Origin of the sequence: Noviluteimonas caseinilytica (genome assembly GCF_018406605.1) — a bacterium.
GTDB classification, from domain to species: domain Bacteria; phylum Pseudomonadota; class Gammaproteobacteria; order Xanthomonadales; family Xanthomonadaceae; genus Noviluteimonas; species Noviluteimonas caseinilytica.
Genome location: NZ_AP024545.1, coordinates 776613 through 798372 on the forward strand (window position 1 = coordinate 776613; position 21760 = coordinate 798372).

At 68.5% G+C, this 21760-nt stretch carries 20 protein-coding genes; 17 read left to right on the forward strand and 3 right to left on the reverse strand.

What is annotated here, in order from left to right:
• The first annotated feature begins 77 nt into the window (after nt 1-77).
• From LYSCAS_RS03915 to LYSCAS_RS03985, 15 genes are all read left to right on the forward strand, one after another.
• Nucleotides 78-533 carry a pilin gene (locus LYSCAS_RS03915; protein ID WP_213435860.1) on the forward strand — a complete coding sequence of 152 codons (456 nt, stop codon included), beginning with the start codon at nt 78-80 and terminating at the stop codon, nt 531-533.
• Nucleotides 534-811: 278 nt separating this feature from the next.
• Nucleotides 812-1267 (forward strand): pilin, encoded by a 456-nt coding sequence (locus LYSCAS_RS03920; protein WP_213435862.1) that lies wholly within the window; start codon nt 812-814, stop codon nt 1265-1267.
• 89 nt (nt 1268-1356) lie between these two features.
• Nucleotides 1357-3300, forward strand: a complete 1944-nt coding sequence (locus LYSCAS_RS03925) for a tetratricopeptide repeat protein (RefSeq protein ID WP_213435863.1) — start codon at nt 1357-1359, stop codon at nt 3298-3300.
• Nucleotides 3297-5225 carry a hypothetical protein gene (locus LYSCAS_RS03930; RefSeq protein WP_213435865.1) on the forward strand — a complete coding sequence of 643 codons (1929 nt, stop codon included), beginning with the start codon at nt 3297-3299 and terminating at the stop codon, nt 5223-5225. Before LYSCAS_RS03925 ends, LYSCAS_RS03930 begins: the two co-directional genes overlap by 4 nt.
• Before the next feature lie 44 nt (nt 5226-5269).
• Nucleotides 5270-6406, forward strand: a complete 1137-nt coding sequence (gene gmd / locus LYSCAS_RS03935) for a GDP-mannose 4,6-dehydratase (protein WP_213437564.1) — start codon at nt 5270-5272, stop codon at nt 6404-6406.
• 1 nt (nt 6407) lies between these two features.
• Entirely contained in the window at nt 6408-7346 is a 939-nt protein-coding gene (locus LYSCAS_RS03940; RefSeq protein WP_244858658.1) for an NAD-dependent epimerase/dehydratase family protein, read from the forward strand.
• Nucleotides 7343-8671, forward strand: a complete 1329-nt coding sequence (locus tag LYSCAS_RS03945) for an oligosaccharide flippase family protein (protein WP_213435867.1) — start codon at nt 7343-7345, stop codon at nt 8669-8671. The genes LYSCAS_RS03940 and LYSCAS_RS03945 overlap by 4 nt, the downstream gene beginning before the upstream one ends.
• Nucleotides 8668-9282, forward strand: coding sequence for a hypothetical protein (locus tag LYSCAS_RS03950; protein ID WP_213435869.1), 615 nt, complete (start codon nt 8668-8670; stop codon nt 9280-9282). Before LYSCAS_RS03945 ends, LYSCAS_RS03950 begins: the two co-directional genes overlap by 4 nt.
• Nucleotides 9282-10226, forward strand: coding sequence for a hypothetical protein (locus LYSCAS_RS03955; protein ID WP_213435871.1), 945 nt, complete (start codon nt 9282-9284; stop codon nt 10224-10226). Before LYSCAS_RS03950 ends, LYSCAS_RS03955 begins: the two co-directional genes overlap by 1 nt.
• The gene (locus LYSCAS_RS03960) at nt 10223-11032 is read left to right on the forward strand and encodes a methyltransferase, TIGR04325 family (RefSeq protein ID WP_213435873.1); all 810 of its coding nucleotides are present in this window, start codon (nt 10223-10225) and stop codon (nt 11030-11032) included. Before LYSCAS_RS03955 ends, LYSCAS_RS03960 begins: the two co-directional genes overlap by 4 nt.
• Nucleotides 11029-11754, forward strand: a complete 726-nt coding sequence (locus tag LYSCAS_RS03965) for a class I SAM-dependent methyltransferase (RefSeq protein WP_213435875.1) — start codon at nt 11029-11031, stop codon at nt 11752-11754. Before LYSCAS_RS03960 ends, LYSCAS_RS03965 begins: the two co-directional genes overlap by 4 nt.
• Complete coding sequence (locus LYSCAS_RS03970) at nt 11751-12740, forward strand: NAD-dependent epimerase/dehydratase family protein (RefSeq protein ID WP_213435877.1); 990 nt, start codon at nt 11751-11753, stop codon at nt 12738-12740. The genes LYSCAS_RS03965 and LYSCAS_RS03970 overlap by 4 nt, the downstream gene beginning before the upstream one ends.
• 1 nt (nt 12741) lies before the next feature.
• On the forward strand, nt 12742-13860 hold the full coding sequence (locus tag LYSCAS_RS03975) for a DegT/DnrJ/EryC1/StrS family aminotransferase (RefSeq protein ID WP_213435879.1): 1119 nt from the start codon (nt 12742-12744) through the stop codon (nt 13858-13860).
• Nucleotides 13860-14855, forward strand: a complete 996-nt coding sequence (locus LYSCAS_RS03980) for a hypothetical protein (protein WP_213435881.1) — start codon at nt 13860-13862, stop codon at nt 14853-14855. Before LYSCAS_RS03975 ends, LYSCAS_RS03980 begins: the two co-directional genes overlap by 1 nt.
• A complete protein-coding gene (locus LYSCAS_RS03985) occupies nt 14852-15928 on the forward strand; it encodes a glycosyltransferase family 4 protein (protein ID WP_244858660.1) in 1077 nt (358 codons plus the stop codon). Before LYSCAS_RS03980 ends, LYSCAS_RS03985 begins: the two co-directional genes overlap by 4 nt.
• On the opposite strand, the gene LYSCAS_RS03990 is transcribed toward LYSCAS_RS03985, so the two are convergent.
• Genes LYSCAS_RS03990 through LYSCAS_RS04000 form a run of 3 tightly spaced genes read right to left on the reverse strand, consistent with a single transcriptional unit; the run spans nt 15918 to nt 18638 of the window.
• Complete coding sequence (locus LYSCAS_RS03990; RefSeq protein ID WP_213435883.1) at nt 15918-16655, reverse strand: class I SAM-dependent methyltransferase; 738 nt, start codon at nt 16653-16655, stop codon at nt 15918-15920. The genes LYSCAS_RS03985 and LYSCAS_RS03990 overlap by 11 nt on opposite strands.
• Complete coding sequence (locus tag LYSCAS_RS03995) at nt 16652-17776, reverse strand: glycosyltransferase family 4 protein (RefSeq protein ID WP_213435885.1); 1125 nt, start codon at nt 17774-17776, stop codon at nt 16652-16654. The genes LYSCAS_RS03990 and LYSCAS_RS03995 overlap by 4 nt, the downstream gene beginning before the upstream one ends.
• A gap of 10 nt (nt 17777-17786) precedes the next feature.
• Nucleotides 17787-18638: a glycosyltransferase family 2 protein gene (locus tag LYSCAS_RS04000; RefSeq protein ID WP_213435887.1), complete on the reverse strand. Its 852-nt coding sequence runs from the start codon at nt 18636-18638 to the stop codon at nt 17787-17789.
• 118 nt (nt 18639-18756) lie between these two features.
• Here LYSCAS_RS04000 and pilB point away from each other — a divergent pair, with 118 nt between their 5' ends.
• Nucleotides 18757-20481: a type IV-A pilus assembly ATPase PilB gene (gene pilB / locus LYSCAS_RS04005; RefSeq protein WP_213435889.1), complete on the forward strand. Its 1725-nt coding sequence runs from the start codon at nt 18757-18759 to the stop codon at nt 20479-20481.
• A gap of 78 nt (nt 20482-20559) precedes the next feature.
• Entirely contained in the window at nt 20560-21759 is a 1200-nt protein-coding gene (locus tag LYSCAS_RS04010) for a type II secretion system F family protein (protein WP_244858717.1), read from the forward strand.
• Nucleotide 21760 lies beyond the last annotated feature (1 nt).

The window sequence follows — 21760 nt, forward strand, 5'->3', positions numbered from 1 at the left end:
TGCACGCAGCACGGCCGTCGCCACGCCTCGGGGGAGGGAGTGCGACGCACTCCGCCAATTACTCGAGGGGAACCACCATGAAGAAGATGCAAGGCTTTACGCTGATCGAACTGATGATCGTCGTCGCCATCATCGCGATCCTCGCGGCGATCGCCATCAGCCAGTACCAGGACTACGTGATCCGTTCGCAGGTGTCCGAAGGTTCGTCGCTGGCCGACGGCATCAAGACGGCGGTGGGCGAGTTCGTCAACACGCGTGGCTACTTCCCGGCAGCCAATTCTTCGGCAGGCCTGGCAACGGACGTGTCGATCAAGGGCGAGTACGTCAGTGCCGTCAACGTCGGCACCACGACCGGCGTGATCATCGCGACCTACGCGGGTCCGAAGGCCAACGCCAAGTTGTCGGCGGCCCCGGCGCGCACGCTCTCCTTCTCGGGCGTCCGCAATGCCGGCAGCCTGGAATGGCACTGCAAGAGCACGACCATGCCGCAGAAGTGGTGCCCGAGCAGCTGCTCGTGCAGCGGTACGCCGTAATCCGATAGACCCGCACCACGGGCCGCGCCAAGCGGCTTTGTCGGGGGACCGAATGACGCATCGGGTCACTTTCTGACGCGATTGTCTCCAACGCATTCGGTCCCCCCTCGTTCCGTGACAGGGCGCACCCTCGCCCTCCGATGCTCATCCCTGTCCCCATTGGCACGCATCGTGCGTATCCTTCCCTGCACGTGCATTGCGTTGCACGGCTGCCCAACGGACCGGAACCCCGAGCCGCTCGGTGCACGTGAAGTTCAAAACACTCCTAGGGGATTCAAATGAAGAAGCAACAGGGCTTTACCCTCATCGAACTGATGATCGTGGTCGCCATCATCGCGATCCTGGCCGCCATCGCCATCAGCCAGTACCAGGATTACGTGATCCGCTCGCAGGTCTCGGAAGGCTCGTCGCTCGCCGACGGCGTCAAGACCGCGGTGGGTGAGTTCGTCAACAACCGTGGTTACTTCCCGGCGGCCAACTCCTCGGCCGGCCTGGCGCAGAACACCTCGATCAAGGGCGAATACGTCTCCGCCGTCAACGTCGGCACCACGACCGGCGTGATCATCGCCACGTACGCCGGCGCCAAGGCCAACGCCAAGCTCTCGGCCGCGCCGTCGAAGACCCTGTCGTTCTCGGCCGTCCGCAACGCCGGCAGCCTGGAATGGCATTGCAAGAGCGCCACGCTTCCGCAGAAGTGGTGCCCGAGCAGCTGCGCGTGCTCCGGCTCGCCGTAAGCTGATCGCAGTACAGCAACACCGGAGGGGCCGCCTTGTGCGGCCCCTTTTCTTTTAGGATGCCGGCGGACCCACGACCAGACGGCACGATGACCCCAGCGATCGGATGGCCATGGCGCTGGCAGGTCGCATTCGCGCTGGTGCTGGCCATGGCCGCGTGGGCCTATGCCCCGGGCCTGTCCGGCGGCTTCCTGTTCGACGACTACATCAACCTCGACGCGCTGTCCCGCCACGGGGCCGTGGTCGATGCGCCCGCCTTCTGGCGCTACATCACGTCCGGCACGTCCGATCCCACGGGGCGTCCGCTCGCGTTGCTTTCCTTCCTGGTCGATGCGCGCGACTGGCCGGCCGACCCGGCGCCGTTCCTGCGCACCAACCTCGTGTTGCACCTGCTCAACGGCGCATTGCTGTGGGTGCTGTTGCTCGCGATGGAGCGCACGCTGGGGACGCAGCGCGAGCATCGGCAGCCCATTGCGCTGCTCGGCGCGGGGCTGTGGCTGCTGCATCCCCTGTTCGTGTCGACCACGCTGTACATCGTGCAGCGCGAGGCGATGTTGCCGGGGACGTTCGCGCTCGCGGGGCTGATCGCCTACGTGCTCGGTGCGGCGCGCACGGACCGGCGCGGGGCGTGGCTCGCTTACGGCGGCATCGTCGTGGCGACGATCGCGGCGACGCTGTGCAAGGCGAACGGCTTGCTGGTGCCGATGTTCGCGTGGGTGTTGTCGGCGACGGTGTTGCCTGCCTCGCCTGCGGAACGCGGGAAGCGGATCGCGTTCCTCGTGGTGCCGTCGGTGCTCGTGCTCGCGTACGTCGCGCATTTCGCGTTGTCCTGGAACACGGGGATCGATAGCCGGATGTGGTCCGTCGGCGAGCGCGCGTGGACGCAAGGGCGCGTCCTCGTCGATTACCTCGGGCTGCTGGCGATCCCGCGCGTGTTGTCGCCGGGCCTGTTCGCCGACGGGTATGCGGTGTCGCATGGGCCGTTCGCGCCGGTGTCGTCGGTGCTGTCGTGGGCAGCGCTGGTCGCGTTGTTCGCCGGCGCGCTGGTAGCGCGACGTCGGGCGCCGCGGCTGTCCGCCGCGCTGTTGTTCTTCTTCGCCGGCCACGTGCTCGAATCGACGCTGGTGCCGCTGGAACTGTTCTTCGAACATCGCAACTACGTGCCTGCGCTGTTGCTCGCGTGGCCCCTGGCGGCCGTGATCGTGCGCGCGCCGATCGCGCGCTGGGCGCGGGTGGCGATCGGCGTGGGCTTGCTCGCGTTGCTGGCGGCGACCACGCATGCGCGCGCCGATGCATGGGGGCATCCCGCGCGCCTTGCCGCGCTGTGGGCGACGCGCAATCCCGATTCCGCGCGCGCGTATGCGACATGGACCGACGTGACGATCAATGCGGGCTTCCCGGATCGCGCCGCCGCGTGGCTGCGCCCGAAGTGGCGTGCGCGTCCCAACGACCTGCAACTCGGTGCGTCGGTGATCGATGCGGCGTGCGCCGGTCGCGGGCTCGCCGAAGGCGATGCGGTGGCGATGACGCAGTCGTTGCACATGGGCAACACGGCAGGCGCGCTGGCGCAGGACTGGCTCGCGTACCGCACGGACATGGTGCGTCGCCAGCCGTGCGCCGGGCTGACCGTCGACACGCTGGACACGTGGATGCACACGCTCGCAGGCAATCCCGCGTTCTACCTGGATCAATCCGCTGCGATGCAGTCGTTGCTGGGGCGCCTGGCGGTGCAGCGCGGGCAATTCGACGAGGCACTGCGCCTGTTCGACGACGCTTACCGCCAGTCGCAAGCGCCCGACCTGGTCCTGCGCCAAGCGGCACTGCTCGATGCCAACGGCGCCCCGCGCCACGCGCTGGCCCACCTCGCCCGGTTCGACCCGAAGCACCCGGACCCCCGCCCCCAACGCTTCGGCATGCCCCGCCTGCACGCTTCCGTGCTGGCGTCGCAGGGTTACTGGCAGCGCGAGGTCGTAGACTTGCGCGCCCGCCTCCGTGCCCACGCTGCAACGCAATCCCAGGACGCCGCCGAATGATGTTTTCCCGCCTGCAGGCGCGCCCGCGCCTGGCGACGTGCCTGGCGCTGTTCGCGCTCGTGGTGTCCATCGTGGCGATCTACTGGCCGGGCCTGGGCGGCAGCTTCGTCTTCGACGACTACCCCAACCTGCTCGACAACCCCGCGGTGCGCGTCGACAAGCTGGACGCCGGGCAATGGCTGTCGGCGATGCTGTCTTCGCCGGCCAGCTCGCTGCAGCGGCCGCTGGCGATGTTCACCTTCGCGCTCAATTATTTCTTCACCGGCTACGACGCGTGGGCGATGAAGCTCACCAACGTCGGCATGCACGCCTTCAACGCGCTGCTGGTGTTCGCGCTGGTGCGCGCGCTGCAACGCGCCGCGGCGAAGGGCCCGATCGAAGGCGCGGCGCGCGCGCTGCCGTGGTTCGCCACGATCGCCTGGGCGTTGCATCCGCTGCACGTCACCGCGGTGCTGTACGTGGTGCAGCGCATGGAAGTGCTCGCGCACGTGCCGGTGTTCGCGGGCTTGTGGTGTTACGTGCGCGGGCGTACCAATCTCCTGCAGGGCAAGCGCGGCTGGGGCTGGATCGCGCTCGGCATCCTCGGCGGTTCGGCGATGGGGCTGCTGTCGAAGGAATCGGCGCTGCTGCTGCCGCTGTATGCGCTGGGCATCGAAGCGTTCGTGTTCCGCTTCCGCGGGCGCGACGGCAAGCGCGAACCCCACCTGCTCACGCTGTACATCTGGCTGCTCGCGGTGCCGCTGGTCGCGGGCACGGCGTGGCTGCTGCCGCGCGTGATGGATCCGGCGGCGTTCGCGGGGCGCGACTTCACCCTGCACGACCGCCTGCTCACCGAAGCGCGCATCGTGGTGGACTACCTGCGCTGGACGGTGTTCCCCGACGTCCGCGTGATGGGGCTGTACCACGACGACTACGTGATTTCGCGCAGCTGGTGGGGCCCGCACTCGCCGATTCCCGCGATGGTGGTGCTGCTGGCGCTGGCGGTCGGCGGCTGGATGGTGCGCAAGTCGCGGCCGCTCGTGGCGCTGGGCATCTTCTGGTACTTCGCCGCGCACACGATGACGGCCACCGTGGTGCCGCTGGAACTGGTGTTCGAACACCGCAACTACTTCGCCCTGCTGGGCGTCGTGCTGGCGCTGGGCGACCTGCTGCTGTGCGCCAACTTCGCGCAGCGCATCCCGATCGTGACGCGTACGCTCGCGCTCATCTTCATCCTGGTGTGCGCCGCGACGACGCTGATGCGCGCCAACGAATGGGATTCGCTGCTGCGCTTCGCGCGCAGCGAGGCGACCAAGCATCCGAACTCCGCGCGCGCCACGTACGAATACGCGCGCGCGCTGATCGGCATCAGCGGCTACGACCCGAAGTCGCCGCTGCGCAAGGAAATCTTCCGCGCCCTCGACGTCGCCCGCCGCGTGCCCGGCAGCAGCACGCTGCCCGAGCAGGCAGAGCTGATCTACTCGGCGCGCATCGGCATCGAGCCCGCGCCAGGCCTGTGGGATGCGCTGCGCGCCAAGCTGCGCATCCGCTCGGGCGGCCCGCAGGAGCAGCTGTCGCTGATCGCGATGACCAACTGCGCCGCGCAGGACCTGTGCGCCTTCCCGCCGCAGGAAATGCTCGACACCTTCCAGGCCGGCCTGGAGCGCGGCCCGCACGCCGGCGTGATGACCATCTACGCCAACTACGCCCTGCACGTGCTGGGCGACCGGCCGCTCGGCCTGCGCCTGCTGCGCGAATCGGTGGCGCTGGACCCGTCCAACGCCCAGTTCCAGGTCAACCTGATCAAGCTGCTGAATTCGATGGGGCTGGTGGAGGAGTCGCGGCAGCACATCGCGGTCCTGCGCACCCTCGGCCGCCTGGACCAGTACGGCCCGGCCGCCGACGAACTGGAAAAAACCCTGCCCGCGCCGGCCACGACGCGGTAACGCGACGGCCGTCGTCTGGACGGGGCCCTGCGCTTTCCCGGATGATGCCGCGACAACGGGGAACCACCTTGACCAAGCGCGCGCTCATCACGGGCATCACCGGACAGGACGGCGCCTACCTCGCCGAATTCCTGCTGGCCAAGGGCTACGAGGTCCACGGCATCAAGCGCCGGGCCTCGTCGTTCAACACCGAACGCATCGATCATCTGTACCAGGATCCGCACGAGCAGGACCGCCGCTTGTTCCTGCACTACGGCGATCTCACGGATGCGACCAACCTGATCCGCATCCTTCAGCAGGTGCAGCCGGACGAGGTGTACAACCTCGGCGCGCAGAGCCACGTGCAGGTGTCGTTCGAAACGCCGGAGTACACGGCCAACGCCGACGGCATCGGCACGCTGCGGTTGCTCGAGGCGATCCGCATCCTGGGGCTGGAACAGAAGACGCGCTTCTACCAGGCGTCGACGTCGGAGTTGTACGGCAAAGTGGCCGAGTCGCCGCAGACCGAACGCACGCCGTTCCATCCGCGCTCGCCGTACGGCGTGGCGAAGCTGTACGCGTACTGGATCACCGTGAACTACCGCGAGGCGTACGGCATGTACGCGTGCAACGGGATCCTGTTCAACCACGAGTCGCCGATCCGCGGCGAGACGTTCGTGACGCGCAAGATCACGCGCGCGCTGGCGCGCATCCACTGCGGGCTGCAGCCGTGCCTGTTCCTCGGCAACCTGGACGCGCGCCGCGACTGGGGCCACGCGCGGGATTACGTGGAGATGCAGTGGATGATGTTGCAGCAGCCCACGCCCGAGGATTACGTGATCGCCACGGGCGTGCAGCATTCGGTGCGCGATTTCGTCGAGCGCGCGGCGGCGGAACTGGGCCTGCAGCTCGAATGGCGCGGCGATGGCGCCGAGGAACATGCGGTCGTCGCGCGCGCGCCGGAAGGCAGCCAGGCGGCGATCGGGCAGCGCGTGGTCGCGATCGATCCGCGCTACTACCGCCCCGCCGAAGTGGAAACGCTGCTCGGCGATGCGACGAAGGCGCGCGAACAACTCGGCTGGGTGCCGCGCACAGGCTTCGACGAACTCGTGTCGGAAATGATGCGCCACGACCTGGCGCTGGCGCAGCGCGACCTGCTGGTGGTCGGCGCCGGTTATCGCGCGCAGGGCACGCAGGACTGACGTGGCGCACAGCGACGGCCCGATCTATGTCGCCGGCCACCGCGGCCTCGTGGGGGCTTCGATCGTGCGCCACCTGCGCGCGTCGGGCGTCGACGACCTCGTGCTGCGCACGCATGCCGAACTCGATCTCACCGACCAGCCCGCGGTGGAAGCGTTCTTCGCCGAACATCGCCCGCGCCAGGTGTACCTGGCGGCGGCGAAGGTGGGCGGCATCCTTGCCAACGACACGTATCCGGCCGACTTCCTGCGCGAGAACCTCGCGATCCAGACCAACGTGATCCATTCGGCGTGGAAGCACGGTGCACGGAAGTTGTTGTTCCTCGGCTCGTCCTGCATCTATCCGAAGCTGGCGCCGCAGCCGCTGCACGAAGACGCGCTGCTGACCGGCCCGCTGGAGCCGACCAACGAGGCCTACGCGATCGCGAAGATCGCCGGCCTGAAGATGTGCCAGGCATACCGCAAGCAGCACGGGTTTGATGCGATCGTCGCGATGCCCACCAACCTGTACGGCCCGGGCGACAACTACCATCCGCAGAACTCGCACGTGGTGCCGGGTCTGCTGCGCCGCTTCCACGAAGCACGCGAAGCGAACGCGCCGGAAGTCGTCGTGTGGGGCACGGGCACGCCGCTGCGCGAATTGCTGTACGCGGACGACCTCGCCGATGCGCTGGTCTTGCTGATGGATCGCTACAGCGACGCGCAGATGGTGAACGTGGGGTCGGGGGATGAAGTCTCGATCGCGGAACTCGCGCACCTCGTCGCCGACGTCGTCGGTTACACCGGCCAGATTCGGTTCGACACGAGCAAGCCCGACGGCACGCCGCGCAAGCTGCTCGATTCCTCGCGCCTGGCCGCACTGGGCTGGCGCCGGCGCGTGCCGCTGCGCGACGGGCTGGCGCTGGCGTACGCCGACTGGCGCACGGCCGCGGCCACGCGGTGAATACGCCGCAGGCGGGCGCGCTGGGCCGCACCTTGCGCTGGTTGCGCGACTCGCAGGTGGCACGCCAGTTCGGCTGGCTGGCGATGGCGAAGATCGTGCAGGGCGTGGCGAGCCTCGCGGCCGCGCTGGCGGTCGCGCGTGCGTTGGGGCCGGTGGAATTCGGCGCGTTGTCGCTGGCGATCGCCATCGCATCGTTCGTCGCGATGATCGCGGCGCTGGGGCTGGAACAGATCGCGACACGTGAACTGGTGGCCGCGGACTCGGGCGCGCGCACGCTCGCGTTGTTGCGGCGGTTGCGCTGGAGCGGTGCGTTGCTCGGCGCCGCCGCGTTGTTGGCGGTGTCGGTGTTGCCGCAGGTGCATGCGCTCGGGGCGTCGCACCTCGTGTTGATCCTCGCGTTGTTGCCGCTCGCGCAGGTGGGCGATCTCGCGGAATGGCGGTTGATCGCGTCCGGACACGGGCGGCGCGTCGCGATGGCCGTCGTGGCGGTGTCGCCGCTCGCGGCGCTGGTGCGCGTGGTGCTCGCGTTCGGTGGCTTCGGCGTCGTCGCGTTCGCCTGGGTGCTGGTCGCCGAATGGGCGCTGCGCTCGCTCCTGTTGTCCTTGCTGGCGCGCGGGCTGGGCACGCAATCCGGCGAAGGCGTTGCGACCGTCGCGTTGCGCGATGCCCTGGAGCTGCTGCGCGAAAGCACGCCGTTGCTGCTGGCCGGCATCGCCGTATTCGCATACATGCGCATCGACCAGTTCATGATCGCCGCGATGCTGGGGCAGCAGCAGGTGGGCCTGTATTCGGCGGTGGTGACGCTGGCGGAACTGCCGCTGGTGGTGCCGACGCTGCTGTTGCGCGCCGCGCTGCCCACGCTGACGCGCCAGTCGATGGACAACCCGCTCACGCGCGACCGCACGCTGGTGCGCCTGATGGGCGTGAGCGTGTACCTGCACCTGGCGATGTCGGTGGTGCTGGCGCTGCTGGCCGAACCGCTGGTGGTGCTGGCCTACGGCGAGGCGTATCGCGGCGCGGCCGAAGCATTCCGCCTCCAGGTCCTCGCCGCGCCCCTGGTGGCGCTGGGCGTGCTGAGCTCGGGATGGCTGGTGCTCGAACGCCGCACGGGCCACGCGCTGCGCCGCACCGTGCTGGGCGCGGTGGCGAACATCGGCCTGAATTTCTGGCTGATCCCGGCTTACGGGATCGCCGGCGCGGCGATGGCGACGCTGGCCGCGCAGGCGCTGGCTACGTGGCTCGCCGATGCGGCCTACCGGGACACGCGCGGATTGTTCATGATGAAGACCCGTGCGCTGTGGCCCGGGAACTGGGGACGGACATGACGATGCTGTGGGCGCGCAGGATGCTCGCGCGATACGAGGCGGCCACGTCGGGATACTTCGACGCGATGGGCTGGTTCGGCACGCGCGCGGCGCGGCGGGCGCTGGATGCGCAGGGGCAGCCGATCCCGTGGTTCACGTATCCGGCGATCGCGTTGCTGGAGCCACGCATCGACCGCGGCTGGCGCGTGCTGGAATTCGGCAGCGGCATGGGCACGCTGTGGTGGAGCGCGCGCGTGGCCGAACACGTGGCGGTCGAACACCACGCCGGCTGGGCCGACATGATCGCCGCGCAATCGCGCGCGACCGTGCATCGCGTCGACGGCGCCACGCCCGGCGCCTACATCGCGCCCACCCGGGGACAGGACCACTTCGACGTGATCATCGTCGACGGCATCCATCGCAACGAATGCCTGCTGGCGGCGCCCGCGTTGCTCGCGGCGGACGGCATCGTGATCCTCGACGATGCACAGCGCCCCGAATACACGCCCGGCATCGATGCGCTGCGCGCACAAGGCTTCCGCGTGCTGCCGCTGCACGGCCCGCAACCGGTGAGCAAGCATCCCGGCTGCACCGCGATCCTCTACCGTCCGGACAACGTGCTGGGCCTGTGATGGCAGCCCGGCCTGCGCCCGTCGCGTTCTTCGCCTTCAACCGGGCCGCGCATGCCGCGGAAACGCTGCGCGCGCTGGCGGCGAACCCGGAAGCGTGGGCGACGACGGTGCATGCCTTCATCGACGGGCCGCGCAACGACGCGGAAGCCGAGCGCGTGGCGGATGTGCGCGATGTCGTCGCCAATGCGCTGGGATTCGCCGATGTGCAGATCCACGCATCGCCGACCAATCAGGGCTTGTTCGCCGCGATCACCGGCGGCGTCGGGCGCGTGCTGGCCGCGCACGATCGCGTCATCGTGGTGGAAGACGACGTCGAGGTGTCGCCCGGCTTCCTGGCCTACATGAATGCCGCACTCGATCGCTATCGCGACGAACCGCGCGTGGGTTCGATCCACGGCTATGCGCCGCCGATCGCGGGCCTGCCCGACTATTTCTTCCTCGCCGGCGCCGATTGCTGGGGCTGGGCGACGTGGGCCGATCGCTGGCAATTGTTCGAACGCGATCCGCGCGCGCTGCTGCGCACGATGGCCGAACGGAAGAAGCTGCGTGAATTCACCGCCACGCACGGCGCGCAATCCCTGCTGCAACTGGTGCAACGCGCACAGGGCCGCAGCCAGTCGTGGGCGACGCAGTGGCATGCGAGCCTGTTCCTCGCGGGGCGGCACACGCTGCATCCGGGGCATTCGTTCGTGCGCAACACCGGCAATGACGAAAGCGGCGCGCATGCGGTTGCAAGCGACGTCCACGACAGCGACGCGACGGCGCTGTTCTCGGGCGGTTTGCCCGATGTCGTCTTGCAGGACGTCCGCGCCGCCGATGCGTTGTCGCGTTTCCTCGACCGGCAGGCGGTGCGCAACGTGCCGTTGCCCGAAGCCTTGTCGCGGCCGTTGCTGCGCACCTGGGCCGTCGCGGTTGCGCGCCGCGCCGCGGAGGAACGCGCATGAGCTTCGCGAAATCCTGGTTGCCGCCCGAGTTGCGCCACTTCGGCAATCGCCTCCTCGGCGCGGCGACGACGTACAAGGGCCCGTTCGAAACCTGGGCCGACGCCACGCGCGCGACCGCGGGATACGCGGACAACGCGATCCTCGCGCGCGTGATCGCCGCGACGCAGCGCGTGCTCGCGGGCGAAGCCGATTACGAACAGGACGGCACGGTGCAGCACGGGCTCGCGCCGCCGAGCCATGCATTGGCCTCGCTGCTAGCCGCGGCGGCCGCGGACCACGGCCGGTTGCGCGTGGTGGATTTCGGCGGCGGCCTCGCGTCGCACTACCTGCGCTGGCTGCCGTTCCTGGCCGACGTGCCGGACCTGCAGTGGTGCGTGGTGGAGCAGCCGCATTTCGTGGAAGCCGGGCTACGCTTGTTCGCCGACGTGCCGCAGGTGGCCTTCACCTCGGATCTCGACGAAGCGCGCTCGATCGCACCGAATGCGGTGCTCGCGTCCAGCGTGCTGCAGTACCTGGAAGCGCCGCTCGACATGCTGCGTGCGCTGGCGTCACTCGATGCACGCGTGCTCGTGATCGACCGGACGCCCTTCTCCGTGGACGGCCGCATGCACATCCTCGCGCAGCAGGTGCCGGCGAAGCACGGGCGCGCGAGTTATCCGTTGTGGATGCTCTCGCCCGACGCGGTGCGTGATGTATTGCGGTCGCAGTACGCGCAGCGGGTCGCGTTCACGGCGGCGGACCATCCGATCGACGTGTCGGGCTTGCACGCGGATTACGCAGGCGGTGCGTGGTGGCGCAACGCATGAGCCTGCGCACGCTCGCCGATCCCTTCTTCCTCGCGCATCGCGCCTTGCGGTCCGAGATCGCGTCGATGGCGCAGGCCGCGCAGGGCGTCGTGCTCGACGTCGGCTGCGGCACCGCGCCGTATCGGCCGTTGTTCGCGCACGCGACGTACTTCGGCGTCGAAGTCGCGACGTCGTCGGAATACGGCAGCAAGAAAGGCGGCGCGGACCTGTTGTTCGACGGACGCACGTTGCCCGTCGCCGATGCGAGCGTGGATGCCGTGCTGTGCAACCAGGTGCTCGAGCACGTGTTCGAGCCCCTGCCCTTCCTGCGCGAACTGCATCGCGTGCTGCGGCCGGGCGGGCGCCTGCTGATGACGGTGCCGTTCGTGTGGGACGAGCACGAGCAGCCCTACGACTTCGCGCGCTATTCGTCGTTCGGGCTCGCGCACCTGGCGCGCAGCGCGGGCTTCGAGGTGGTCGAGTCCCGGCGCACGCTGGCCGACGCGAGTCTGTTCGCGCAGCTGTGGCTGGCGTACTGGTTCAAGGTGGTGCGGCGCGGCAACCCGTCCTCCATGGCGCGCAAGGTCGTCGTGGCGGCGATGAGCGCGCCGGTCAACCTGCTCGGCCTGGCGCTGGCGCGCGTGCTGCCCGCCAGCCCCGACCTGTACCTCGACAATGCGATCATCCTCGCGCGGCCGGGTGCGATGATCGGGACGACCCCCAACGGAGGCGGTGCGGCATGAACGCAGCGGGCAGGCAGTGGAAGGATGCGCGCGTGCTCATCACGGGCGGCATCGGCTTCATCGGATCCAACCTGGCACGGCGGCTCGTCGCGCAGGGCGCGCACGTCACGCTGGTGGACAGCCTGATCCCGCAATACGGCGGCAACCTGCGCAACATCGAGGACATCCGCGATCGCGTCACCGTCAACATCTCCGACGTGCGCGACCAGCACGGCTTCCGCGCCCTCGTGCGCGGGCAGGACTACCTGTTCAACCTGGCGGGCCAGACCAGCCACCAGGATTCGATGTCCGATCCCTTCACGGACCTGGAGATCAACTGCACGGCGCAGCTGGCCATCCTCGAAGCGTGTCGCGCCATCAACCCGGCGATCCGCATCGTCTTCGCCAGCACGCGCCAGATGTACGGCCGCCCGGATTACCTGCCGGTGGACGAAGCCCACTTGCTGCGCCCCACCGATGTCAACGGCATCAACAAGATGGCCGGCGAGTGGTACCACATCCTCTACAGCAACGTGTACGGCGTGCGCTCTACCGCGTTGCGCCTGACCAACACGTACGGCCCGGGCATGCGCATCCGCGATGCGCGGCAGACGTTCCTCGGCATCTGGATCAAGCTCGCGCTGGAAGGCGCGCCGTTCTCGGTGTGGGGCGGCGAGCAGCTGCGCGACTTCAACCACGTGGATGATGTCGTCGATGCGATGTTGCTGGCGGCGACGGACGACCGCGCGATCGGCCAGGTCTACAACCTCGGCGACAGCGAAGTGGTGTCGCTGAAGGCGCTGGCGGACCTGCTGGTGGACGCCAACGGCGGCGGGGATTACCAGCTGCAAGCCTTCCCCGAAGAACGCAAGCGCATCGACATCGGCGACTACTACGCGGACTTCTCGCGCTTCGCCGCGCTCGGCTGGACGCCGCGCGTGCGCCTGGCCGAAGGCCTGCGCAGCACGTTGGCCTATTACCGGACCCACTTGAGCGACTATGCCTGACATGACGCGCACGATCCCCCAATGCAGTCCGCTGGCCGCCTACCAGGCGCAGGCCGCGGACATCGACGCGGCGATCCGCGCGACGCTCGAGCACGGGCGTTACATCCTCGGACCGCGCGTCGAAGCGTTCGAGCAGAATTTCGCGCGCTGGGTCGGGTCGACGCATGGCCTCGGCGTCGCGAACGGCACGGATGCGTTGTGCATCGCCTTGCGCGCCCTCGGCGTGCGCGAAGGCGATCTCGTCGTCACGACGTCCATGAGTGCGGTGGCCACCGCGGTGGCGATCCGCGCCGCCGGTGCATTCCCGCTGTTCGCGGATGTCGACGACGACCATGCATTGATCGATCCCGAACAGGTGGAAGCGTTGTTCGCGACGCATCGCGACCGCATCAAGGCCATCGTCCCGGTGCATCTGTACGGGCGTTGCGCCGACATGGGCGCGCTGGACGCCATCGCGCGACAGCACGGCGTGCCGATCGTCGAGGATTGCGCGCAGGCGCATGGCGCGCGCTGGGAAGGCCGCGTGGCGGGCACGATCGGCGCGTTCGGCAGCTTCAGTTTCTATCCCACCAAGAACCTCGGCGCGATCGGCGACGGCGGCGCGCTGGTCACCAACGACGCCGAACTGCGCGAACGCGCGCGGCTGTTGCGCGAATACGGCTGGCGCACGCGCTACATCAGCGACGTCGAGGGCGGCAACAGCCGGCTCGACGAACTGCAGGCCGCCATCCTCGACGTGAAGCTCCCGCGCCTGGACGCCGACAACGATGCGCGTCGCAGGATCGCCGCGCTGTATCGCGACGGGATCGACAACGCGCACGTCCGGATCTTCCGCGGGCGCGACGACGGCCACGTGTACCACCAGTTCGTCGTCCGCGCCGCGGATCGCGATGGCCTGCAGGCGCACCTGGCCGAGCGCGGCGTCGGCAGCCTCGTGCACTATCCCGCGGCCATCCACGAGCAGCCCGCCTACAACAACGCGGCGTACCAACCGCGGCCGCTCGCGCGCACCGAAGGCTGGGCGGCGACGGTGTTGAGCCTGCCGATGTTCCCGCAACTGCCGACGGAAGACGTGGCGCGCGTCATCGACGCGGTGAACGGTTGGGCCGGCCCACGCTGATGCGTCACCGGCACTACTGCACCTACTTCGACCATCGCTACCTGCCGCTCGGGCTGGCGCTGCACGAATCGCTGCTGCGCCACGGCGGCGAATTCACGCTCTGGGTGCTGGCGCTCGACCGCGAGTGCGCAGATTTCCTGGAAGCCGCCGCGCTGCCGAACGTGCGCGTGGTGCCGTTGGCCGAACTGGAAGCGTTCGATCCGGAACTGAAGGCGGTCGAAGGCACGCGATCGCGCGTGGAGTACTACTTCACGTGCTCGCCGTGTTTGCCGCGTTACGTGATGCGCGCGCACGGGGTCGACGAGATCACCTACCTCGATTCCGACCTGTGGTTTTTCTCGAGCCCGGAGCCGGTGTTCGAGGAACTCGGCGACGGGTCGGTGGCGATCATCGCGCACCGGTTCACGGGCGCCTCGGCGGCGTCGCATGCCAGGCACGGGATCTACAACGTCGGCTGGCTGACGTTCCGCAACGATGGGCCGGGCAAGGCGTGCCTGGAATGGTGGCGCGCGCGGTGCATCGAGTGGTGCTTCGATCGCGTCGAAGCGGATCGCTACGCGGACCAGAAGTACCTCGATCGCTTCCCGGAACTGTTCGATGGCGTCGTCGGCATCACGCACCCGGGCGCGAATCTCGCGCCGTGGAATGTCGGCGCATCGCAGGTCACGTTGCGCGACGGCGTCGTGTGCGTCGACGCCCAGCCCCTGGTGTTCTTCCATTTCCAGGGCCTGAAGCGCATCGAAGGCAACACGTACGACACCAACCTCACCAGCTACGGCGCGCGCATGACGCCGGCGTTGCGCGATAGCGTGTTCCTGCCGTACATCGCGGCGTTGCGGCGTGCGGAAGCCTTCGTCGCGCCGCGCTTGCCGCAGGCCATCGGCGCGCAGGGCTTGCGTCGCGCGGGGTTGAACCAATGGCGCGTGCGGGCGTCCCGCGCGTGGCGCACGTTCCGCGCGCGCAGCGCCGGCAACCTGGTCGACGCACCGCCGTGAGGGTGCTGTTCGTCGGCAAGCGCGAACCGCAGCAGCGCGACCTCGTGACGCGGCCGTACGGGCGGTTCTTCCATCTGCCGCGGTTGCTCGCCGCGGCCGGCGATGTGGTCGAAGCGCACCTGGTCAGCCACAAGCGCTCGCCGGAAACGACCGTCGCGCACGAAGGCGTGCGGTGGTCGACGCTCAATCCGAAGCTCGGGTTGCCGCGCATGTTGCGCGAACTCGATGCGCGTGCGCGGGCGTTCCGCCCCGACTGGATCGTGGGCATGTCGGACGCGTGGTACGGGTGGCTCGCGCATCGCCTCGCGCAGCGCACGGGCGCGCGGCTGGCGGTGGATGCGTACGACAACTACGAAGCCTACATGCCGTGGAATGTGCCGCTGCATTTCGCGTGGCGGCGTTCGCTGCGCGCGGCGGACGTGGTGACGGCGGCCGGGCCGCAGCTCGCGGAATTGCTGCAGCGGTCGCGGCGCCACGGGCAACGCGAGGTGGACATCGTGCCGATGGCGGCGGATCCGGCGTTCGTGCCGCACGATCGCCTCGCGTCGCGCGCCGCGTTGGGCTTGCCGGTCGATGCGCCGCTGGTGGGCTACATGGGCGGATGGGCGGCGAATCGCGGGACGGATGTATTGCTCGATGCGTTCCGGCGCGTGCGCGCGCAACGGCCGGATGCGCGCCTGGTGCTGACGGGTCGCCCGCCTGCGCATGCGCTCACCGTCGAAGGCGTGCACGCGCTCGGTTATGTCGACGATGCGCAACTGCCGGTCGCGCTGTCCGCGCTCGACGTTGCCTGCGTGATCACCACGCACTCCGCGTTCGGCCGGTACAGCTATCCCGCGAAGTTGTGCGAAGCGATGGCGTGCGGCGTGCCGGTCGTGGCGACCTCGACCGATCCGGTGCGCTGGATGCTGCGCGACGACATGCGTTTCCTTGCCCCGCCGGACGACGGGGAGACGATTGCGCACGATATCGTCGCGAACCTGGGCTTGGGGCGGATTGCGTATCCGGCGCTGGCGTCGTGGGAAGACAGTGCTGCGCGCTTGCGTGCGAGCCTGGTGGCCGTCAGCGGTTGACCGGGTCGAGCGTATAGATCAACGTCGGGAACACCCGCCGCAGCATCCGCCAGACAAACTCCGGCATCGGCTTGAGCACGTACCGATACAAGGGCGCGTCCGGCTGCTCCAGGTCGAACGTCATCCGCAACGCATCGCCGGTGTGCTGCGCGAACACGAATCCCGCCGCACGCAACTCCGGCTCCAGCTGCGGGCACGTCAGCGGCCGGCAGTCGTAGTGCGTGCCCTTCCCCGCGAGCCGCACGTATGCGTCGGCCAGCGGGATCGGCAGCCAGCTCAGGAACGCGAGCTTGAAGTGCGGCTCCACCAGCATCCAGCGATTGGGCACGGCGAGGTATCCGCGCCCGCCCGGCGCGAGCACGCGCTTGCATTCGCGCAGGTGCGCGCGTTGCGCGTCGCGGTCGCCCACGTGTTCGATGACGTGGTTGGTGATCACGATGTCGAACGCGTCGTCGGCGAACGGCAACGCGGTGCCATCGACCACCTGGAACGCGAAGCCTTCGCGGATGCTGCGCACGTCGACGACATCCACGGAGGTCACGTCGCAGCGCACCGTCGGATGCGTGGCGAGGTAATGCGCGATGCCGCCGCTGCCCGTGCCGACTTCGAGCACGCGCCACGGCGTGTCGCGCGGCGGGAGGCTCAGCAGGCGCAGGATCTTTTCGCCCTTCCAGCGGCGCGAGGGCAGGTCCTGCACGGCGTGCGGTGCGCGTGTGTCGGTGGTCATGCAAACGCTTCGACGAGGCGACGTTCGAAGATGTCCCAACCGTTGGCGGCCGCGAAGGCCAGGCAATCGGCGGCGGTCTGCGCGCGCGGTTTCGCGAGCCACGCGAGCGTCGCTTCGGCGAGGGCGCGTGCGTCGTCGGGCGCGACGAGTTCGCCGGTGCGGCCGTGTTCGACGGCATCGGGCACGCCGCCCACCGCGTACCCCAGCGTGGGCACGCCGCGCGAGGCGGCTTCCAGCGCGACCATGCCGAAGCCTTCGACGTCGCCGGGCAGGTCGCGCACCGGGAACAGGTGCAGGTCGGCGCTGCGATACAGGATGTCGAGCGTGGCATCGTCGACGACGCCGAACAGCCGCACGTGGCCGGCAACCCCGGCGCGTTCTGCTTCGGCCACGATGCGCGCGCGTTCGGACCCCCGCGCGGCGGCGACGGCGTCGTTGGCGTCGCTGCCGACGATGATCAACTGGACATCCGGGCGCGCGGCCACCAGCGCGGGCATCGCATCGCGGATGAAGGCGGCAAGCCCCTTGCGTTCGGTGAGGCGCCCGACCGACAGCAGCACGGGCCCATCCTGCAATCCGAGGGTCGCGCGTTCGGCGGTGGTGCTCGCCACCGGCGGCGTGTCGAATACCTCCGTCCCCGGCGTGACCACGCGCAGGCGATCGCGCGGCACGCCTTGTTGTTCGGCCAGGCGCGCGGTGTTGCGGCTGTTCGCGATCACGCGATCGGCCCCGCGGATCGCCGGCAACCACAGGCGCTGGTACACCGGATGCGGCGCAATCAGGTCGAGCCCGTGCACGTACACCGCGCAACGCGCCCCGGCGCGGCGCGCAGCCAGGCGCGCCTGCGGAGCCGCAAGCCCGCTGCCGGCCAGCACCAACGTCGGCGCAAACCGTCCTGCGCTGCGCCACCCTTCGACGAACGCGCCCATGAGGAAGCGCGGCAACGGCCGATGCGGCACTTCGCGCAAATCGATGCCTGCCGGGGCGAACGCACGCGCGCCGCTCGGACCGACCATCGCCATCGCACCATTGCGCGCCAGCGCTTGCGCGATGTGCCGGTTCAAGCGCTCCATCCCGCCAACCAGCGGCGGGAAGTTGCGCGTGATCAGCAGCGAGCGCACGGGCGCGCGGTCACGGGTCGCGGCGATAGGTCAGCGCGGTGATCTGCTCGGACACGAGGCCGATCAGGAAGATGATCACCGACGCGCTGAGCAGCAGCGCGCTCATGTTGGTGAAGCGTTCCTGCGTCGCGTAGGTCCACGCGTAATACGCCAGCCCCATCGCGCCGAACAGGAACGACGCCGGCGCAAACAACTTGAGCGGCGAATACAGCGTAGCGATGCGCAGGATGATCACGAGGAAGCGCGCGCCGTCGCGCAGCGGGCGGATGTGGCTGCGGCCGATGCGCTTGGCCACGTCGATCGGCACGTACGCCACCGGATAGGCGCTGCGGAAGAACGCCATCGTGCTGGTGGTGGGATAGCTGAAGCCGTTGGGCAGCAGGTGCAGGAATTCGCGGAAGCGTTCGGCGCGCACGGCGCGGAAGCCGGACGTGAGGTCGGCCACCTTGTGCCCGGTCATCCAGCTGGCCACGTGGTTGTAGAAGGCGTTGGCGAAGCCGCGGCTGCGGTTGGCCTGGCCGCCCGCGCCGCGGGCGCCGACCGCCATGTCGTAACCGGCTTCCAGCCGCTCCAGCAGCTTGGGGATGTCGGCCGCGTCGTGCTGGCCGTCGGCGTCCATGAAGACCAGGACATCGCCGGCCGCGGCCCGGGCCCCGCGCTTGATGGCGGCGCCGTTGCCCATGGGGTACGGGGACGACAGGACGCGGGCCCCGTGTTCAGCCGCGACGGCGGCGGTCTCGTCCGTGGAGCCGTCGTCGACCACGATGACCTCGGCCTGCGGAACGACCACGCGCAGGCCCGGCAGGGTCTTGCGCAGGCCGTCGGCTTCGTTCTTGGCCGGAAGGATGATCGAAACGCGCATGTGGGCCCCCTGACCCGTACAGGTTACCCGTGAATCCAAGTCCGGAATAGCGACGGCGATCCGTTGTGCCTTCAAGGGATTGCGGTATCTTCGGCATCCGAAATGGGGGATGGTAAAGATGGCGACCGTTGCGACCGCCAATTTGGTGGGCATCACCGGCATTGCCCGGCGCCTGGTGCTGGATGGGGCGCTGGACGAAGCGCGCGCGCGCGAGGCGATGGAAGCGGCCACGAAGGAGCGCAAGCCGCTCGCGTTGTTCATGGCCGAAAAGAAGCTGGTCACCTCGGCGCAGTTGGCGGCAGCCAATTCGGCCGAGTTCGGCATGCCGATCTTCGACGTCAGCGCGATCGACCCCAACCAGTCGGCCATCAAGCTGGTCAGCGAAGACCTGGTCCGCAAGCATGGCGCGCTGCCGCTGTTCAAGCGCGGCGGCCGGTTGTTCGTGGGCGTGTCCGATCCCACCAACAGCCACGCGCTGGACGAGATCAAGTTCCACACCAACCTCGCCGTCGAGCCGATCCTGGTCGACGAAGAGAAGATCCGCCGCACGATCGACCAGTGGCTCGAGAACGCCGACGCCCTGGCCGACGCGGTCGCCGACAGCGAAGGCCTCGACAGCCTGGAAACCTCGGGCGGCGACGAAGACCTCAACGCCGACACCGGCGTCGACGCCAAGGGCGACGACACGCCGGTCGTGAAGTTCATCAACAAGGTGCTGGTGGACGCCATCCGCCGCGGCGCGTCCGACATCCACTTCGAGCCCTACGAAACCGAATACCGCGTGCGCCTGCGCATCGACGGCCTGCTCAAGCAGGTCGCCAAGGTCCCGGTGAAGCTGCAGGCCCGCATCGCCGCGCGCCTGAAGGTCATGGCGCAGCTGGACATCGCCGAGAAGCGCGTCCCGCAGGACGGCCGCATCAAGCTCAACCTGTCCAAGACCAAGCAGATCGACTTCCGCGTCAGCACCCTGCCCACGCTGTTCGGCGAAAAGGTGGTGCTGCGTATCCTCGACGGCGGCGCCGCCAAGCTCGGCATCGAGAAGCTGGGCTACGAAGACGACCAGAAGAAGCTGTTCCTGGAAGCGGTGCAGAAGCCCTACGGCATGGTGCTGGTCACCGGCCCCACCGGCTCGGGTAAAACCGTCTCGCTGTACACCGCGCTCAACATCCTCAACGACGACACGCGCAACATCTCCACCGTCGAAGACCCGGTCGAAATCCGCGTGGCGGGCATCAACCAGGTGCAGATGAACATCAAGCGCGGCATGACGTTCGCCGCCGCGCTGCGCTCGTTCCTGCGACAGGATCCGGACGTGATCATGGTCGGCGAAATCCGCGACCTGGAAACCGCCGAGATCGGCATCAAGGCCGCGCAGACCGGCCACATGGTGCTCTCCACGCTGCACACCAACGACGCCCCGCAGACCATCGCGCGCCTGATGAACATGGGCGTGGCGCCGTACAACATCACCTCCTCGGTCACGCTGGTCATCGCACAGCGCCTTGCCCGTCGCCTGCACGACTGCAAGCGCGAAGTGCACCTGCCCGACCACGCACTGCTCGCCGAAGGCTTCACCGCGGACGAGATCCATGCCGGCTTCAAGATGTACGAAGCCGTCGGGTGCCCGGACTGCACCGAGGGTTACAAGGGTCGTACCGGCATCTACCAGGTAATGCCGATGACCGACGAAATCCAGGACATCATCCTCACAGGCGGCAACGTGATGCAGATCGGTGAAGCGGCCCAGCGCTCCGGCGTGCGGGACCTTCGCCAGTCGGCGCTGATGAAGGTCAGGAACGGGGTCACCAGCCTCGCCGAAATCAACCGTGTGACGAAGGACTAAGGGGTCGCCACCATGGCAGTCACCAAGAACGCAGCCCGCCGAGCCGCCGCGAAGCCTGCCGTGCGTCGCGCCGATGTCATGCCGACCTTCATCTGGGTGGGCAACGACAAGCGCGGCATGAAGATGAAGGGCGAGCAGCAGGCCAAGACGGCCAACGCGCTGCGCGCCGAACTGCGCAAGCAGGGCATCACGCCCACCGTGGTCAAGCCCAAGCCGAAGGACATCTTCGGCGGCGCCGGCAAGCGCATCACGCCGAAGGACATCGCGGTGTTCAGCCGCCAGATCGCGACCATGCTCAAGTCGGGCGTGCCGATCGTGACGTCGATGGAAATCATCGCGGGCGGCCAGAAGAACCCGAAGATGCGCGACCTGGTCAACACGATCCGGACCGACATCGAAAGCGGTTCGTCGCTGTCCGAATCGCTCACCAAGCATCCGGTGCAGTTCGACGAGCTCTATCGCAACCTGGTCAAGGCGGGCGAATCGGCGGGCGTGCTCGACACGGTGCTCGACACCGTGGCGACGTACAAGGAAAACATCGAAACGCTGAAGGGCAAGATCAAGAAGGCGATGTTCTACCCCGCGATGGTCGTCGCGGTCGCCCTGCTCGTCAGCGCCATCCTGCTCGTGTTCGTGGTGCCGCAGTTCGAAGACGTCTTCAAGAACTTCGGCGCCGAGCTGCCGGCCTTCACCCAGATGGTGATCAACCTCAGCAAGTTCATGGTCAAGTGGTGGTGGGCGATCGGCGGCTTCGTGGCCGCGATCGTCGTCGGCTTCATCATGGCGAAGAAGCGCTCGCCCGCCGTGCAGCACTTCCTGGACCGCCTGGTCCTCAAGCTGCCCGTGATCGGCAAGATCATGCACGAGGCCGCGCTGGCGCGGTTCTCGCGCACGCTGGCGGTGACCTTCGCGGCCGGCGTGCCGCTGGTCGAAGCGCTGGAAACCGTGGCCGGCGCCACCGGCAACACCGTGTACGAACATGCGGTCAAGCGCATCCGCGACGACGTGGCCGTGGGTTACCAGGTCAACGTGGCGATGAAGCAGACGCAGCTGTTCCCGCACATGGTCGTGCAGATGACCGCGATCGGCGAAGAGGCCGGCGCGCTCGACACCATGTTGTACAAGGTGGCCGAGTTCTACGAGATGGAAGTCAACAACGCGGTCGACGCGCTCGCCAGCCTGCTGGAGCCGCTGATCGTGGTGATGCTGGGCGTGATCGTGGGCAGCATGGTGGTCGCCATGTACCTGCCGATCTTCAAGCTCGCCGCCGTCGTCTGAT

What these genes read in the sequence shown, in the direction of transcription:
- LYSCAS_RS04010 (WP_244858717.1), top strand. Translation starts at nt 20,560, where the DNA reads ATGCCGACCTTCATCTGGGTGGGCAACGACAAGCGCGGCATGAAGATG.
- LYSCAS_RS03975 (WP_213435879.1), top strand. Translation starts at nt 12,742, where the DNA reads ATGACGCGCACGATCCCCCAATGCAGTCCGCTGGCCGCCTACCAGGCG.
- gmd (WP_213437564.1), top strand. Translation starts at nt 5,270, where the DNA reads ATGCCGCGACAACGGGGAACCACCTTGACCAAGCGCGCGCTCATCACG.
- LYSCAS_RS03950 (WP_213435869.1), top strand. Translation starts at nt 8,668, where the DNA reads ATGACGATGCTGTGGGCGCGCAGGATGCTCGCGCGATACGAGGCGGCC.
- LYSCAS_RS03965 (WP_213435875.1), top strand. Translation starts at nt 11,029, where the DNA reads ATGAGCCTGCGCACGCTCGCCGATCCCTTCTTCCTCGCGCATCGCGCC.
- LYSCAS_RS03925 (WP_213435863.1), top strand. Translation starts at nt 1,357, where the DNA reads ATGACCCCAGCGATCGGATGGCCATGGCGCTGGCAGGTCGCATTCGCG.
- LYSCAS_RS03980 (WP_213435881.1), top strand. Translation starts at nt 13,860, where the DNA reads ATGCGTCACCGGCACTACTGCACCTACTTCGACCATCGCTACCTGCCG.
- LYSCAS_RS04000 (WP_213435887.1), bottom strand. Translation starts at nt 18,638, where the DNA reads ATGCGCGTTTCGATCATCCTTCCGGCCAAGAACGAAGCCGACGGCCTG.
- LYSCAS_RS03955 (WP_213435871.1), top strand. Translation starts at nt 9,282, where the DNA reads ATGGCAGCCCGGCCTGCGCCCGTCGCGTTCTTCGCCTTCAACCGGGCC.
- LYSCAS_RS03915 (WP_213435860.1), top strand. Translation starts at nt 78, where the DNA reads ATGAAGAAGATGCAAGGCTTTACGCTGATCGAACTGATGATCGTCGTC.
- pilB (WP_213435889.1), top strand. Translation starts at nt 18,757, where the DNA reads ATGGCGACCGTTGCGACCGCCAATTTGGTGGGCATCACCGGCATTGCC.
- LYSCAS_RS03920 (WP_213435862.1), top strand. Translation starts at nt 812, where the DNA reads ATGAAGAAGCAACAGGGCTTTACCCTCATCGAACTGATGATCGTGGTC.
- LYSCAS_RS03960 (WP_213435873.1), top strand. Translation starts at nt 10,223, where the DNA reads ATGAGCTTCGCGAAATCCTGGTTGCCGCCCGAGTTGCGCCACTTCGGC.
- LYSCAS_RS03970 (WP_213435877.1), top strand. Translation starts at nt 11,751, where the DNA reads ATGAACGCAGCGGGCAGGCAGTGGAAGGATGCGCGCGTGCTCATCACG.
- LYSCAS_RS03930 (WP_213435865.1), top strand. Translation starts at nt 3,297, where the DNA reads ATGATGTTTTCCCGCCTGCAGGCGCGCCCGCGCCTGGCGACGTGCCTG.
- LYSCAS_RS03990 (WP_213435883.1), bottom strand. Translation starts at nt 16,655, where the DNA reads ATGACCACCGACACACGCGCACCGCACGCCGTGCAGGACCTGCCCTCG.